The sequence below is a fragment of the Planococcus sp. A6 genome (genome assembly GCF_028823615.1).
Lineage (GTDB): Bacteria > Bacillota > Bacilli > Bacillales_A > Planococcaceae > Planococcus.
Genome location: NZ_JAPEHT010000081.1, coordinates 1 through 14,761 on the forward strand (window position 1 = coordinate 1; position 14,761 = coordinate 14,761).

Below are 14,761 nucleotides of genomic sequence, written 5' to 3' on the forward strand. Positions count from 1 at the left end.
CTTTTTTCATTGCTCGATATAGTCCAGCCCATTGTCTTCGATCACGGTATCCGAAATGCGCAATTGATCGAGCGCATCGCCAATATATGGCTCACAATCTGCGTCGTCAATTTTTTCACCGCTGTCGATTGAATAACATTCACCTGCCCCAGTTGTAGACGTCAAATCCGGCTTGAAATACACATCGCCTTTTCGGAACGAACCGTCGCGGAAAACGACGAGCCTTTCAGTATCCGACAGCAATGAAGTGCCGAGCATAAATCCTTGGTCGATGCCTGCAAGTTCCAGGATCGTCGGTGCCAAATCGATTTGGCCGCCGGCGGTCTCAACCGTTTCACCTTCCTGCAGGTTTGGTGGCTTGATCCACAATGGAACTTCCCGGAACAATTCGAATTGCTCGGTCGTTCCATTGGCGTCAAGCTTATTCGCCATCTCACGGCCCTGTTCGGTCAATCCGCTGTCGTGGTCACCGTAGAAAATGACCAACGAATCGTCCCACATGTCTTGCTGTTTCAACTCATCGACAAGCACTTCGACCGCACCGTCGACATAATGGACAGTATGGTAATAATTCTGTAGCAATTCATCTTCATAACTTGGCAGCGCCAACTCTTTTTTATCTTTAGGAATCGTATAAGGGATATGGCTGCTTAAGGCGATCATGAACGCGTAATAGGGTTCTTCTAATTTTTGGATATGGTCGACCGACGTCCTGAAGAAATCTTCGTCGTTGATGGCCATGCCGATTTTTTCTTTATCAGGGTAATCCTTTTCGCTAAAGAAGCGGGAAAAGCCAATATGTTCATAAACGGTATTGCGGTTCCAAAAGCTCGCTTCATAAGCATGCATAGCTGCGGTATCATAGCCGCCTTTTCGCAAAGCTTCCGGGAGTGGGGCGAATATACTGTCAGGGAAGCGAGTATAGACAGAGCCTGTGCGCAGTGGGTGCAGCGATGTGTTGATGACAAATTCTGCATCCGAGGTGCGCCCTTCATGGGTCTGATGATGGAATGAAGGGAAGTATAGCATTTCCTCCTCGAGCTGGTTCAAGTAAGGCGTCACTTCTTCGCCGCCAATTTCCTGGCCAATGACAGAGCCCTGCAGCGACTCCAATTGCACGAGGATAATATTCGGCTGCTCGCCGTTGTTTTCCGTGCTGATTTCTGCAGCAGCTTCCTGGAGCAAGGCTTTGTCCTGTTCGGATGGTTCGGGCTCGCGGAAAATGGAAACGACACCTTTTCCGAAATCATAGCCATGGTAACCCCAAAATCCGAGCTCGTAATATTCACGCATATTGCTGGTGGCATCTCCCGTCAGCCAGCGTTCGTCTTTTGCGACGCTTGTAAGGAGCGGGGCGGCAAATATCAAGAGGCCGACTGCAGCAATCACAGCTGCCAGTTTGCCGTTCGTCGTCTTCCTTGGCGCTAGTTTGCGCTTTTTTAAAGCGAAAATGAAGACGAGAAACAGCAGGAAGTCAGCAAAAAAGAAAAAGTCAGTCCAGCGGATCAAACTTAAAAACCCGCCCCCCACGTCATTCATTTGCGTCATCGAGGGAATCAATTGAACGGATAACAGATCCCCGAAATAGCGATAATACCAAACATCCGAAATCAGCAGGATGCTGTGCAGGGCCAAAAGCGATAGTAAAATCCAGCGCCGCTTGCGGGCATCGATCAATAAAGTCCAACTTGAAAGAATCAATGCACTCGAGAAGCTGATCAGGAAAAAGCCGAAGCTGAATGGGGTATCGGTGTATAAGCTGAAGAGAAATAATTTAAATGCGGAAAAGGCCAAATAGACCCAGTAATCAATTGTTTTCATCGTCGTGCTCCTTTTCTGGCGGTGAGGGCCTTTCCTATTCACTACCTGTAAAAAGGGGTTCGGAAACATCAGTGGAAAAAACAAAAAAAGGGACTGCCCCAAAAGCCCTGTTTCATGAGCTCTTGGAACAGCCTCTTAGCTTAGTTTAGATCCAGCCGCGTGCTTCCATTGCCTGGGCAATGCGTTCAACAGCGACCAGATACGCTGCTTCGCGCATCGTGCAGCCTTTTTGTTCTTTCATTTCATAGACATCGTCAAAAGCCTCAGTCATTTCGGTGTGGAGGCGCTCGTTTACTTGCTGCTCAGTCCAGCGAAGATGGGTCGTGTTCTGAACCCATTCGAAATAAGAAACCGTGACGCCTCCCGCGTTGCAAAGAATATCCGGGATGACGGTGATGCCGTTCTTTTCCATCGCGGCGTTGCCGTCCGGCGTCGTGGGCCCATTCGCCGCTTCCGCCACGATCTTGGCGCGGATGGTCGGGCCGGTAGCTGAAGTGATTTGGTTTTCGAGCGCAGCTGGCACCAATATGTCCACATCGGCTGCGAATAATTCCTCATTGCTGAGCGATTCGTAGCCGTTGTATCCGGCAACCGTGCCCGTCGTTTGGGCGTAGCCGATCAACTCTTCGATCGGCAGGCCATCCTTATGATAGATGCCGCCGCCAGCGTCGACAATGCCGAGCACCTTCACGCCGCGTTCGTGTAAAAGTTTGGCGGTGATCGATCCGACGTTCCCGAAGCCTTGAACGACTGCGGTCATTCCTTCGAGTTCAAGCCCCATTTTCTTGGCGGCATCTTCGATGGTGAAGACAACGCCGCGTCCGGTCGCTTCGATGCGTCCTTCCGATCCTCCAAGAATCAAAGGCTTGCCGGTGATCGTGCCGGGCACATTTTTGCCTTTCAGGCGGGAAAATTCATCGATCATCCATCCCATGATCTGAGGCGTCGTGTTGACATCCGGTGCAGGGATATCTTTTTCAGGTCCCATGATCGGTTCGAGTTCGCGGATAAAGCCGCGGGACAATTCCTCGAGTTCCCGTTCGGACAACTCTTTCGGATTGACGACGATTCCACCTTTGCCGCCGCCGTATGGGATTCCGAGAATGGCTGCTTTCATCGACATCCATATCGACAAGGCTGCCACTTCGTCTTCAGTCACGCCCGGATGGAACCGGACGCCGCCTTTTGTCGGACCGAGCACATCCAAATGCTGGGAGCGATAGCCTTCGAATTCGCGATATGTCCCGTCATCCATGCGTACGGGAATCGAAACTTTCAAGATGCGCTTCGGCTTTTTGAGAATTTCGTATACACCTTGTGGTAGCTCAAGTTCTTGGGTTGCCACTTCGAGCATGCGCTGGACGATTTCAAGCGGGTTCGAAAGTTCGACGCCGTTTTTGACTTCCTTTACCGGCATTTCCTGCTTTAAATCTTCTGCTACTTCTTCTTGGCGATGTTCCTGCTGTGTCATTATGTACTCCTCCTTGGCTGTTTTCCTTCTATACTCTATGTCTTCCTATTAACAATGTGCCTTAAACATTTAGAAGGGGAGGAGAATAAGTTAATGGATGTCTGTGCCGTATAAAAACCAGGGAGACGGTAAATCGAAAGGATGACCTTCCGGCAGTGTTCCTGTTTGCTTGCGGGTCAGATCCATCCAGACAAAAGCACCTTCCTCAGAACCACGACGGATGTGCTCGAGTGGTGCGTGCAAGGTTTCCCATAACCCTGGCTGCTCAAATAAATCGTCCCAAGGGTAAAGTGTATGCAAGTAATCGAATTTCTTCACATCGTGCTTGGTGATGACGATCCGGTCGCCGTCCGGATTTTCATAGAAGTCCCATTGTGCAAGCGCTTGGCCGGAAAACAAGCCAGGGCTTGCGGGAAACGGGTAATAGCATTCGTAAGGAAAGACCCGTCCCGAACGGATATAAACCGCTTCGAGCCAGCGCATTTTTTCCTCGTCACTGTCGATTTTTTGCCAAGGCGCAGCGCCGCTTTCGAAGATTTCCACATTTGCTGCGATGGCAGAAAACAATTCAGCTTGGCGGGACAGCCCGATTTTTTCGAGGACGCGCTGTGCCGGGAGGTTGAATTCCTGTGTATTGGCACCGACAAAACGGATGCCCGGATGATCGAGTGCCGCATCCCGGACATAGGCCATCAGCTTTGAGGATAGGCTTTGGCCACGGAAGCTCATATCGCTACCCGCCGATACTCGCCAGGCGGCCGTCATGGAACAAACCGAATAAACGGTTCGGCCCTGTGGAAATCCGGTCGAATACCCGGATGACATAATCATCATCGATGCCCGTATCCATGTCCTGCAAAGCCTGTAAGTCATCCTCGGTCAACTGGCGGATCGTTTCGTTCATGTATCGTCACTCCTTAAGTGGTCAATAGTTGCATAATAATTTTAGTGTATTCGGGCCATGACTACCAAGCGGAAACAGTTATCAAACTGAAAATATTTTAAGGGGCATGCTCACCGGAACCGGCAAAGCCCATGTGGTGATTTGAAAGTCTGGCAGGGGAAACGAGGGATGGCGGCGAACTAAACGGAATAGCGAATTGTTTTCCGGAATGCTGGACAGCTGAAAAAGTCCGGGAACGACAAGGAGGGAAGGCGTTGGAAAACTGGAAAGCGGTGGAATTGGTCAAGGATCTATTGTTCGGCTTGGGGCTTTATGCATTGATCACTGTTGTCGGGCTGTTGGTGACGATGGTGACTTCTGGCAGTTCGGATACGCTGTTATTGAACGATGACGTAAGAGGTGATATGGCAACAAGAACGTTAATGTGGATGGTGGTACCCGCTTTTTTGTTGTCATTGGGATTGGCCGCGCTAAGACGCATCCGGATGAAAAATGCGGCGCTTCGCATCAGCATCGTCTGGGCAGTGCTTTTATTGTTTTTGTATTTGGTGGCGGCTTTATGGAGCGGCATTTTCACGGTACTCATCGCTTCGGTATCGTTTTATCTATTTTTGGTGGCCATCTTTTGGGGCCGATCGTCTATTCATTTATGAAAAAATTACCCGCCTGGAAATAAAAGCACGAGTTTAGTGCTGGAAACGGAAGGGAAAAGAGGACGATACGGACAGTTCAAGAGGGGGCGAAGAAGTGGCGATCCATCCACAAATCATTTTTAACGGAAACTGCAAAGAAGTGCTGTCATATTATGAAGGCATCTTTGGCGTATCCGATGTTTCCGTCATCCATTACGGCGACAACCCGGGATCGAAACTCGACGAGGATTTAAAGGAATTGATCTTGGAGGCGGCGATTCCGCTCTATGGCAATTACTTGCTGCTATCAGACGCGATGCCAGGCAAGCCGGCGACATTCGGCAGCAATTTCCACGTGTCCATCCGTTCGGAAGAGCTGGGCGAAATGAAAGCCGATTTCAAGAAGCTGGCAGAAAGCGGCAAAGTGATCTTTGAATTCGAGGAGAGCTATTGGAGTGAAGCATACGGCGTCGTAGAAGATAAATTCGGCGTGCAATGGCAATTCGATTACCGCAAATCTGAAGCGGGAAACACACAACAAAATCCCGGTGAATAAAAGAAACCCCATCGCTCAGGCGATGGGGTTTCGTTAGCTGAAGAAGTTTACGGCTGGAAATGGGAGGACAGCATTTCGGATAAGGTGACTGCTGTCTGGAATTCAATTCCCGCTGAAACAAATCCTCCGACAAAACGGTTATAGAGCGTAATGGCAAAATAGAATCCGATGAACAACAGCGCCGACACGATCAATAAAATCACGAATGTTCTGGTCATCTGGAGTTCCTCCATTTCTAATATATACAAAGCTTTCGCGGCCAAGGCCCGGCAATTACAGCGGCAGCTAGAAAAATAACAAGTTCAGCAAAATGGTCAATACAATCGAGAGGATAATTGAAATCAATAAACTCCCCATACAGGAAATGCGCATAAAAAAGACCGCCTTTCTTTCTGATCGCCATCAAGAAAAGGATGGTGGATCAATGACAAGATAATTGGATGAGATGGTGATGCTTGCAGGTAGTTTACCCGAAAAAAGCGGTGGGCTAACCTTTCAAAGCGGGTGATGGAGAGACGCTTTATTGGCCAAGAGAAACGAAAAAAATGGCATTACTTTGTCGAATTTTGTCATAATTTCTTGGATTCTTTTAAAAAACGGATGCTATTTTGAATGTTTTTTGTTACAATCGTGTTACGAATAGATGTCCGGAGGGTAACATGGCTAATTACAATCAGTTTTCAGACAGTAATCCGCATAATGAATCCAATCGAATTGAAGCGGAAAAAAGCGCCGAAACCGGGGCTGAACCGCCAAATTTTCGATCCAATAAAAAAGATCCGCACCGCCGCAAACTTTGGCTGAAAGCCGGTGGCGGCATTTTACTGCTGTTCATTCTGTGGAACGTATATTCCTTCGCGAGTTATGTCGCTCCGTGGAATGAGGAGCGTTCGACCGCGAATGCGGAGCAAGATGAAATCCAGCAGTATATTTTCCAAAGCGAGAAAAGCGAGGAAGTTCTCAAAGAAGTGAGCAATTCACTGATTCGCCTGTATGACCATAATTCGCTCACCGAACTCCATATCAATGAGATGGAGGAAAAGTTGGAGCAATTGTCCGAAGAACTCGACACGGACGATCCACGTCTTGCACGATTGGAATCCTATCATTTTGCCCAAATCGAGTTAACGCGTGAAATGACAAAGACTTTGCAGAAAAACCAAGTCGAGGAAATCCATGAGAAGCTGGATGAAATCCTGGACCGCCAAAAAGAGCAAGCGGACGACAAAGCCGAAATCTTGATTTCCTTGATGGAACAAGAAGACATCACGTATGAACAGAAGGCAGACGGTTCGATTGCCTACGAATAGTCCACAATTGAAAAAGCTCCTTCGAGACTCTGTATGGGTTTTGAAGGAGCTTTTTCGTGCAGGTTGTGTGTAGCCTTTGTCAACTTATGGTGGGGAAATTTTAAATAACAGATTGAGAAAAAAGCCCTGTAATTCCAAATGCTGAAAAAGGGTATGGAAAGAAAACCATTTATATTTCAAGGAGTGATTTCATGGATACCCAACAATACAAAGTGAACGCTGGGCGCAAAGTGGATTTGGAAGACTGGCCGACACATGAAGATAAAGGAACCGAACCCGGGCAAATCGAACAGCAATTGAAGGACACGATCGAAGCACTAAAAAAATGGCATGTCAGGCTTCATGCAGAAGAAGAAAAAGGCATTGTGGTGGCCCTTCAGGCAATGGACGCGGCGGGAAAAGATGAAGCCATCACTTACCTGTTCTCGAACTTGACCGCCCAAGGGCTGAAAGTGACGACGCTCGGAAAACCGACCGAAGAGGAATTGAAGCATGATTATTTATGGCGCTTGCACAAAGCTTTGCCAGAGCGCGGGCAAATTGGGATTTTGAATCGTTCCCATTACGAAGAAGTGATTGCGACGCGAGTCCATAATCTCCTTGAAGAAGAGCCGCTGCCCAATCAATTGATCGACGGCGAAGTTTGGAACCGGCGCTACCGCCAGATCAACGATTTCGAACGTTATATGTTCGAGAACGGTTTTCCGTTTGTGAAGTTCTTCTTTAATATTTCCAAAGAAGAACAAACTGCGCGCCTGCTCGAACGCATGAAAAACCCAGAGAAAAATTGGGAGTTTTCCTTCAGCGATGTCGAAGAACGCGAGCATTGGGCGGATTACCAAGACATCTTTGGGGATATGCTGACAAACACGTCTACAGAACATGCTCCTTGGTATATATTGCCGGCAGATGATGAGATGTATTCCCGTTTGATCATCGCCCAGGTGATGGTGGAAATGCTGGAGGAAATCAACCCGGAACTGCCTGAGATCAGTGGTGAGCAAAAAGACAAACTTAAGCATTATATCGACAAGCTGGAAAAGGAAGCGAAATGACAAAACCCGAAGGGGTTCTTTTTTGACTGTGATTTATTGAAACAATAAATAATCATTTTCAGAAATAAATTCGTAGCTTAAATCGATGAACAGGAAGCATTCGTCCGATAGCGGATAGCTGAATGTGCGGATCATTTCCCCTGTTTCGATATCGGCGTAGATGTCCGACAGCCGTCCTTTATGACTCGCTTTCATGAGCATCATATTCTCCAGGAAATATGGCCGGAAAGCCCAGTGTGAACCGATTTGCTGCGGTTCACCTTGCCAACTGCCGGCAGTTTTCCGGAAGTTGGAGGAAACTTGCTCCCCGTCGCCATTGCAAATATAGATGCGGAAACTTTCCGCTTCGAAAAGCGGCAGCACTTCCTGGATGAACTGGTCGGCATAGTCTGGGCTTTGCCATTTGCCCATCAAGCGTTTGAGTTTTTCTTCTGAACGAGCGGTATAAGCCAAGCGTTCGCCAACCATTGCTTTTTCGCGGTGGACGAATTCCTTTACTTGATCGCCCACATGGATGGACAAGGAATCCGTCGTCAGTAGGGCAGGGTCCGGATGGGCCAAATAATAGCCTTGGTAATAATGCCCACCGTGTTTCCAAGCGAAATACAATTGATGGTTGTCTTCTATGTATTCGTATAACAGGCGGGCGCCAATGCGGTGGGCAAGCATCGATAAGGAATGGATGATGTCCTGGAATGCATCGGGCTGGTGATGACGGCTGATGCTCATATCAATTTTCAGGATATGCGGCCGCAACTGGCGGATGCGGTCGATGTTCGAACTTTTCGCGCCCACATGATCGACAGCAATCTGGATCCCGTAAGTTTTGAAATACAAAAGCAAGTGGTTGAGTGTATCGAAATCATCATTGAAATCGTGCTCGGTAATTTCGAGGACAATGCGTTCGAGCGGAAAGCCACGTTTCTGGTATTCGAGCAGGGTCTTCAGGAAATCTTCGCCGTCTCCTGCCATCAATTGGCGTGCGTTGCGGTTGATGAACAGCAGGCAGTCATTGTTTTGGGCAAGCAATTGATCGAGTGCCATTTCGAGCAGCCTTTGGTCCACTTCAGTTTTGTACTCGTCCGGAACTTCCGGGTCGTTGAAGAATTCGCCGAGTGATTTGGTTCCGTCCACTTCTAAGTAGCGGCCGAGCAGTTCGTAGCCGATGACGTCGTGTTTGACGGCACTGACGATCGGCTGGAACACCGGCATGATTTTGTCCATATTGTCGATGATGTCTAACGGATCCATAATATCTCTCCTCGCCGTGCACTGTCTTCTTCTATTTTAGTCTTAATTTTTCTGGCATTCAATTGAAGCTTTTGAAACACCATTCAAATGACGAATATTCCGTGAATGAAAAGAAACTGTAAATCCAACCAGAAGTGCTTGCTTTTCTATGATCGCACCCCCTATAATGTGAATCGCTGCCTTGCCCCATCGCCATCAACGGAATGCGGGCATCGCTCATTACCACTAGATGAACGGAGAATAAAAAATGGACAAATTTTACCGCCTCGGGGCAATTTTCATTGCTTCCATTGTTATGGCGATCGCTTTCAATATGTTTTTGCTGCCACATGAAATTTTATCAGGAGGCGTTACCGGTGTTGCCATGATTTTCGGTTTGATGACGCCGGTCAACTCGGGGATTTGGTTGATTTTGCTGAACCTGCCGATCCTGGTTGTCGGGTGGATGAAGCTCGGCAAGACCTTTATCGCCAATAGTATTTTCTCGGTGGCCGTCACGTCGATTGCCATGCTGTATATCCCGATTGTCCAAGTGACAGAAGATGCCTTGTTGTCATCGGTCTTCGGCGGCGTCATTTCAGGCGCTGCAGTCGGGATCATCATCCGCTTTTACGGGTCGACCGGCGGCTTTGACGTCATCGGCCTGTTGCTGACAATGAAACGCGATATCCCGCTTGGTTTTATGGTGTTCACTTTGAACAGCGGCGTCGTGTTCATCTCGGGCTTTATCTTCAACTGGGAGCTTGCGATGTACACGATGGCATCAATTTATATCACGGGCATCGTCGTCGACCGTATCCATACGCGCCATATTAAGCTCAGCTTGATGGTCGTGACAGCAAAAGGCGACGAAGTGAAGAAGAAACTATTGACGAACCTGTACCGCGGCATTACGGTTACGGACGGGGAAGGCGCGTATACTGGTGCCAAGGTGAAAGTGCTGCATAGCGTCATCACCCGTTACGAGCTGGCATTTGTCCGGCCCTTGATCCGGGAAATCGACCCGAATGCCTTCGTCAGCATCACCGAGACGATGGAAGTGGTCGGGAACTTCCGGCGAGACGAAAACTATAAGAAAAATCAGATGTAATGGAAAAAGCCGTCCGGAAAAAGTGCGAAGACACTTTTCGGGACGGCTTTTCCTTTGCTTGCTGCATCCCTCACATGGCAGGCAGCTACTGCGCTTCCTCAACAAACACGCGGTACACCACTTCATCAAATAAATCGCGGCCATGTCCTGGATAAATCTCGCGGTATTGGAAGTTGCGGCGCTTCAAGGCATTCGCCAGCAGGAAATGATCGATTTTCTGAAAAGCGTCCCCGGCCGGTTCAAGCTTTTTGGAGCTGCGCAATTGAACCGATAGCCCATCTTCGAACTCCTCGAATGCCACTTCGGGAAGCAGCGGGAACTTTCGCTCTTTGTGGATCAAATTGAACGCACGGTCGATCGTTTCGTTATCGATGAAATCCGGCTGGCGGACCATCAACGAGAAAGTTGCCGGCCGCCCGTCTTGGTTGTCTGTATGGTAGAGCGTTTCCGGCGGATAAATGGAGTAATCCGCAAATCCAGGCGGGCAATAGCCGTGTCCTGGCATCGCCCGAACCGCTTCCGACAGGGCAGTCAACACGCGAAGGCGTTCGTGGAAATCCTCGGACCCGATACTTCCATGGCCGTCGATGACAAAATAGAATTGTTTCGGAATGTGTACGGCGTGGGCTTCGGCGGCAGGGGTATATATTTTTCGTTCCTCCGTTTTCCAGTCCTGCATCATCAATTCACTCCTTTATTCGCGGAATTCCAGTTCTGTCATCCAAGTGGCAAGATGGGCTTTCGTATTGGCGTTCCATTCGTCATTGATGTCTTTCAATAACAAAACTTCAAAATCCGTAAACCTGTCGTGCTGGACAAAGGTCGGGGTGAACGCTGGGTTGGTGATGGCGATGCTTGAGCCTTCAGGAGTTTCCAGTTTCTCGATATCCACATGGGCAATGCCGCCGATCCGCCGTTCGACGCCTTTTTGCCCAGACAGGAAATTGCCGAGTGAGTAAAAGACGAAGCTGCGGCGGCCATCTGCAGTGTCAATCCAGGTAGGCGGCTGCAGGACGTGAGGGTGATGGCCCAGGATGATGTCTGCGCCGTTCTCAGCGGCAAACAGTGCGAGGTCCGCTTGTTCTTGCGTCGGCATCGGTTCGTATTCATTGCCAAAATGGAGGATTAACACCGTCACATCGGAATGCTTTCGCGCATACGCCAAATCCTGTTGGATCAACTCCCGGTCGATGCGATTGACTAAATACGGCCGGCCGGCGGGTGTCGGGACGCCGTTGGTGCCGTATGTATAGGATAAAAATGATAAAGTGATGCCGTTGCGCTCAATCACCGGGATGTCGGCACGTTGTTGTGCGGACAGGTGAGAACCGGTTGACACCATGCCGATATTCCGCCAATGGGTGATGGCGTTCTCGATTGCCTGGACGCCGCGGTCCAAAGTATGATTGTTCGCCATGGAGACAACATCGATTCCGGCGTTTTTCATGGCATCGCCGAGCTCGAACGGGCTATTGAATGATGGATAGGTAGAGACGCCGATTTCGCTGCCGCCGATAATGCTTTCGGAATTGGCGACAGTGATATCGGAAGAATCAAGGAAAGGCTGGATTGGCGCGAACATGGAACCAAAATCATACGTGGTGCCTGTCTTGGCATCTTCGTAAAGCGGCTCATGGATAAGTACATCACCGATTGCCGACAAGCTCACCCGATGGTTTCTCGCCAATCGCTCAGGCATCACCGCAAGCGGAGCAGTGCGCAAAGTAAATTCATGCGGGGCGGAGTCAGCCGCCGACGGCTGTTCACCGCTAATAGCCAAAGTTCCGATAGCAGCCAGGCAAACGATAAACCATTTTGGGAGAGTCGCCATGAGTCAATTCCTTTCGGGTGTCCTGCCCAGACAACAGGGCGGGAACAGCGTGTATTCGTCAGACCGATTGATTTCAGAATACTATATCCGTGAGGAAATAACTAGGGATTTTATGGGTTAAGTATGATAAATATCCTGTCTTTTGGCGGCAGATCTGAAAGCTAATAAACTTCAGCCGCAAATGATTCACATAATGATAAAGAAATAGATGATGACCATGATAATCATGATCGACAGCATCGTGGAAATCATGCTGATGCGCAAATTCGAGGAGTAGAACGTTTCCTGGATGATCTGTTGGCGCTTTTCCCGGTAAGTGCGCGTGGCCGTAAAAATAATGACTAGGCCGAAAATACAAGCGAAGATACCGAGTATGATCGTGAACAAATCGACAAATGGATTGCGCACGACGCCCATCGTGAAATGCAGGCTCGTGGCCAAGAACCCGACGCCGACTATGGAAATCGCTGTGCGGATCCAAGCGAGATAGGTGCGCTCGTTGGCGAGGTGCTGCTGGGTATAAGTCAGTTGGTTTTTTTCCTTGCGGTAGGATTGACGTGACAAGTTCTGGACCTCCTTCGACCGGTACTTTCTTCTAGTTTACCCGAAACGGATGTGTTCTAATTAGAAACTAAGCAAGAAATGGATAACCGAAAACATAAACGGGGTATACACATATCATCACAAGTAAATGGGGAATATCGATGGAATTATTGCTGACTATCTTGGTCCTGCTGATCGCGCTTCTCGTCTCCAATGTAGTGAGCCACTACGTGCCGCAAGTGCCGGCAGCGCTTATCCAAGTGGCGCTCGGGACGATCATCGTGCTGGTCTTCGAGGATTTTACATTTGAATTGGAAGCCGAATGGTTTCTGCTGCTGTTCATCGCACCGCTCCTGTTCAACGATGGGCGGCATTTTCCGCGTGAGGAATTATGGCGCATGCGGGGGCCGATTTTCGGCAACGCCGTCATCCTGGTGCTGCTGACGACCTTGATCGGCGGTTACTTTATCCACTGGCTTATTGAAGACATTCCGCTTGCCGCTGCGTTCGCACTCGCTGCTATCCTGTCGCCTACGGACCCTGTCGCCGTGAATGGCATCTCGCAGCGCGTCCGTATCCCGAGCAATGTCCTGAGCCTGGTGCGCGGCGAGTCGCTGATCAATGACGCCTCGGGGCTCGTCGCATTTAATTATGCAGTCGCTGCAGTCGTCACCGGAACCTTCTCGCTATACTCCGCTATTTTTAATTTCTCCTATAAGTTTTTGGCGGGTGCGCTTCTTGGAGCCGTGATCGCTTTGCTGTTCGTCGGCATCCGCTTATTGTTCCGCAAACAAGGGATCAATGATGTTACGTTCCATTCGCTATTGCAAATCATGACGCCGTTTATCATCTTTGTTGTCGCGGAAGAGTTATTAGGCGCATCCGGCGTTATCGCCGTCGTCGTCGGCGGAATCGTCCATTCGCTCGTGCAGGAAGATACCGAAGCGCTGGTCGCAGAAGAGCAGATGCTGACGGAAAATATTTGGACAATCATTACCTTCGTGCTGAACGGCATCATCTTCCTGCTGCTCGGGCTCAACATCCCGGGAGCGATGAGCGGCGCGTTGGAGAATCCGAGTATGGATGAAAGCGTCCTGCTGTCGTATGTCCTGGCGATTACCGCCATGCTGCTCGGCATCCGTTTTATTTGGGCCTATTTATTTTCCCACTACGAATACCGTTTCGGCAAAATGGAAGATGCCGCAAAGCCAAGCCTCAAGCTGACTTTATTCGTCAGCCTGACGGGCGTCCGCGGAACGGTGACCATGGTCGGGATCTTGTCCTTGCCGATGATTATCGAAGGCGGCTATATCTTTCCGCAGCGCTCACTGCTGCTGTTCCTCGCCGTCGGGACAATCCTTTTGACATTGCTTCTTGCGACCGCCTGCTTGCCGCTGCTCAGCAAGGGCAAATTGGCCGGAAGCGATGACGGCGATACAATCGACTTGGAAGAAGCAAGACGGCGTATTTTGCTGGCATCGATCGCCCGCATCAAATCGGAAATGACCGAAGCGAATGAAACGGCAGCATATGAATTGATGGATGAATACCGTTTGCGTTTCCAGCAAGTCCAGCCTGAAGGCGAAGAAGCGAAAGAGGCGAACAAGAAATACCAGCGCCGCATGAAAGAAGTGCGGCTGCGGGCTTTAAGAGCCGAGCGCCGCTTTATCGAAAGGCTCAAGAAGACAGAAGGCATGGAACGGGAAGTCTACACAGCATTCGAGAATTCGCTGAACCGCCGCGAGGAAGCGATTGCCCATAACGCCCGGTCTACACTGATTTATTTGCAAGGAAAATTGATCCGCGCGTGGCGCAGGTTCCGTGGGGAAAACTGGCAGGAAGAGGAAATTCGCCTGGTCGAATACCAGGTTGGCCGTGAAGTGCAATTGAAGGCACTTGAAGCCGCCTTGGAGAATTTGGAAGCTTATCATCAAAAAGCTTCACATAAAGACATCGTCGAAGCAGTTTTGACCGAGTACCGGAAAATGATCAGCCGTTTGAGAAAGCCCGAAACCTTGTACGATGAACGTTACGAGATGCAAAAAGAAGAGCTGCGCATCAATGTTATGGACATGGGGCGCGCCAAAATCTACGATATGTACGATGCCGCGGAAATCACACGGCAGCAAGCGAAAGAATTAAGGAAATACATCAACTACATCGAAAGCGTCACCTTGTACGATCCGACGGAATGAAAGCAGAAGCTCAGGCTTCTGCTTTCCAAGCTGTCGAGAAACACTTGATAATCGCATTTTCCGAAGCTTATTGCTCGCTTTCCGTGGGGCGGGAATCGAGCC

At 49.4% G+C, this 14,761-nt stretch carries 15 protein-coding genes; 6 read left to right on the plus strand and 9 right to left on the minus strand.

From position 1 onward, the window contains the following. Positions 1-6: 6 nt before the first annotated feature. From ON064_RS12330 to ON064_RS12345, 4 genes are all read right to left on the minus strand, one after another. Positions 7-1,821, minus strand: coding sequence for an LTA synthase family protein (locus ON064_RS12330; RefSeq protein ID WP_274624994.1), 1,815 nt, complete (start codon positions 1,819-1,821; stop codon positions 7-9). A gap of 145 nt (positions 1,822-1,966) precedes the next feature. Beyond that, positions 1,967-3,292 carry a Glu/Leu/Phe/Val family dehydrogenase gene (locus ON064_RS12335; protein ID WP_342455342.1) on the minus strand — a complete coding sequence of 442 codons (1,326 nt, stop codon included), beginning with the start codon at positions 3,290-3,292 and terminating at the stop codon, positions 1,967-1,969. Positions 3,293-3,382: 90 nt separating this feature from the next. Further along, positions 3,383-4,021: a GNAT family N-acetyltransferase gene (locus ON064_RS12340; RefSeq protein ID WP_274624995.1), complete on the minus strand. Its 639-nt coding sequence runs from the start codon at positions 4,019-4,021 to the stop codon at positions 3,383-3,385. Between the two features lie 4 nt (positions 4,022-4,025). Beyond that, a complete protein-coding gene (locus ON064_RS12345) occupies positions 4,026-4,196 on the minus strand; it encodes a hypothetical protein (RefSeq protein ID WP_274624996.1) in 171 nt (56 codons plus the stop codon). Positions 4,197-4,450: 254 nt separating this feature from the next. Between ON064_RS12345 and ON064_RS12350 the strand changes: the two genes are divergently transcribed. Beyond that, a complete protein-coding gene (locus ON064_RS12350) occupies positions 4,451-4,849 on the plus strand; it encodes a hypothetical protein (protein WP_274624997.1) in 399 nt (132 codons plus the stop codon). A 94-nt stretch (positions 4,850-4,943) separates the two neighbouring features. Further along, positions 4,944-5,384 carry a VOC family protein gene (locus tag ON064_RS12355; protein ID WP_274624998.1) on the plus strand — a complete coding sequence of 147 codons (441 nt, stop codon included), beginning with the start codon at positions 4,944-4,946 and terminating at the stop codon, positions 5,382-5,384. Positions 5,385-5,431: 47 nt separating this feature from the next. Here ON064_RS12355 and ON064_RS12360 read toward each other — a convergent pair whose 3' ends face one another. Beyond that, entirely contained in the window at positions 5,432-5,602 is a 171-nt protein-coding gene (locus tag ON064_RS12360; protein ID WP_158290794.1) for a hypothetical protein, read from the minus strand. Positions 5,603-6,043: 441 nt separating this feature from the next. Here ON064_RS12360 and ON064_RS12365 point away from each other — a divergent pair, with 441 nt between their 5' ends. Together ON064_RS12365 and ON064_RS12370 are read left to right on the plus strand one after the other, a co-directional pair. Then, positions 6,044-6,694 carry a hypothetical protein gene (locus ON064_RS12365; protein WP_274624999.1) on the plus strand — a complete coding sequence of 217 codons (651 nt, stop codon included), beginning with the start codon at positions 6,044-6,046 and terminating at the stop codon, positions 6,692-6,694. Positions 6,695-6,885: 191 nt separating this feature from the next. Beyond that, positions 6,886-7,749 carry a PPK2 family polyphosphate kinase gene (locus ON064_RS12370; RefSeq protein WP_274625000.1) on the plus strand — a complete coding sequence of 288 codons (864 nt, stop codon included), beginning with the start codon at positions 6,886-6,888 and terminating at the stop codon, positions 7,747-7,749. Between the two features lie 33 nt (positions 7,750-7,782). On the opposite strand, the gene ON064_RS12375 is transcribed toward ON064_RS12370, so the two are convergent. After that, entirely contained in the window at positions 7,783-9,000 is a 1,218-nt protein-coding gene (locus ON064_RS12375) for an EAL domain-containing protein (protein ID WP_274625001.1), read from the minus strand. A gap of 247 nt (positions 9,001-9,247) precedes the next feature. On the opposite strand from ON064_RS12375, the gene ON064_RS12380 reads away from it, so the two are divergent. Next, the gene (locus tag ON064_RS12380) at positions 9,248-10,090 is read left to right on the plus strand and encodes a YitT family protein (protein WP_121300566.1); all 843 of its coding nucleotides are present in this window, start codon (positions 9,248-9,250) and stop codon (positions 10,088-10,090) included. An 85-nt stretch (positions 10,091-10,175) separates the two neighbouring features. On the opposite strand, the gene ON064_RS12385 is transcribed toward ON064_RS12380, so the two are convergent. The 3 genes from ON064_RS12385 to ON064_RS12395 all read right to left on the minus strand — a co-directional run bounded on the left by ON064_RS12385 (position 10,176) and on the right by ON064_RS12395 (position 12,485). Beyond that, positions 10,176-10,772, minus strand: coding sequence for a hypothetical protein (locus ON064_RS12385; protein WP_274625002.1), 597 nt, complete (start codon positions 10,770-10,772; stop codon positions 10,176-10,178). 12 nt (positions 10,773-10,784) lie between these two features. Next, the gene (locus ON064_RS12390; RefSeq protein ID WP_274625003.1) at positions 10,785-11,921 is read right to left on the minus strand and encodes a CapA family protein; all 1,137 of its coding nucleotides are present in this window, start codon (positions 11,919-11,921) and stop codon (positions 10,785-10,787) included. A gap of 186 nt (positions 11,922-12,107) precedes the next feature. After that, positions 12,108-12,485: a YidH family protein gene (locus tag ON064_RS12395; RefSeq protein ID WP_121300569.1), complete on the minus strand. Its 378-nt coding sequence runs from the start codon at positions 12,483-12,485 to the stop codon at positions 12,108-12,110. A gap of 140 nt (positions 12,486-12,625) precedes the next feature. On the opposite strand from ON064_RS12395, the gene ON064_RS12400 reads away from it, so the two are divergent. Continuing rightward, complete coding sequence (locus ON064_RS12400) at positions 12,626-14,659, plus strand: Na+/H+ antiporter (RefSeq protein WP_274625004.1); 2,034 nt, start codon at positions 12,626-12,628, stop codon at positions 14,657-14,659. Positions 14,660-14,761: the final 102 nt, after the last annotated feature.

What these genes read in the sequence shown, in the direction of transcription:
- ON064_RS12330 (WP_274624994.1), bottom strand. Translation starts at nt 1,821, where the DNA reads ATGAAAACAATTGATTACTGGGTCTATTTGGCCTTTTCCGCATTTAAA.
- ON064_RS12335 (WP_342455342.1), bottom strand. Translation starts at nt 3,292, where the DNA reads ATGACACAGCAGGAACATCGCCAAGAAGAAGTAGCAGAAGATTTAAAG.
- ON064_RS12340 (WP_274624995.1), bottom strand. Translation starts at nt 4,021, where the DNA reads ATGAGCTTCCGTGGCCAAAGCCTATCCTCAAAGCTGATGGCCTATGTC.
- ON064_RS12345 (WP_274624996.1), bottom strand. Translation starts at nt 4,196, where the DNA reads ATGAACGAAACGATCCGCCAGTTGACCGAGGATGACTTACAGGCTTTG.
- ON064_RS12360 (WP_158290794.1), bottom strand. Translation starts at nt 5,602, where the DNA reads ATGACCAGAACATTCGTGATTTTATTGATCGTGTCGGCGCTGTTGTTC.
- ON064_RS12365 (WP_274624999.1), top strand. Translation starts at nt 6,044, where the DNA reads ATGGCTAATTACAATCAGTTTTCAGACAGTAATCCGCATAATGAATCC.
- ON064_RS12370 (WP_274625000.1), top strand. Translation starts at nt 6,886, where the DNA reads ATGGATACCCAACAATACAAAGTGAACGCTGGGCGCAAAGTGGATTTG.
- ON064_RS12375 (WP_274625001.1), bottom strand. Translation starts at nt 9,000, where the DNA reads ATGGATCCGTTAGACATCATCGACAATATGGACAAAATCATGCCGGTG.
- ON064_RS12380 (WP_121300566.1), top strand. Translation starts at nt 9,248, where the DNA reads ATGGACAAATTTTACCGCCTCGGGGCAATTTTCATTGCTTCCATTGTT.
- ON064_RS12385 (WP_274625002.1), bottom strand. Translation starts at nt 10,772, where the DNA reads ATGATGCAGGACTGGAAAACGGAGGAACGAAAAATATATACCCCTGCC.
- ON064_RS12390 (WP_274625003.1), bottom strand. Translation starts at nt 11,921, where the DNA reads ATGGCGACTCTCCCAAAATGGTTTATCGTTTGCCTGGCTGCTATCGGA.
- ON064_RS12400 (WP_274625004.1), top strand. Translation starts at nt 12,626, where the DNA reads ATGGAATTATTGCTGACTATCTTGGTCCTGCTGATCGCGCTTCTCGTC.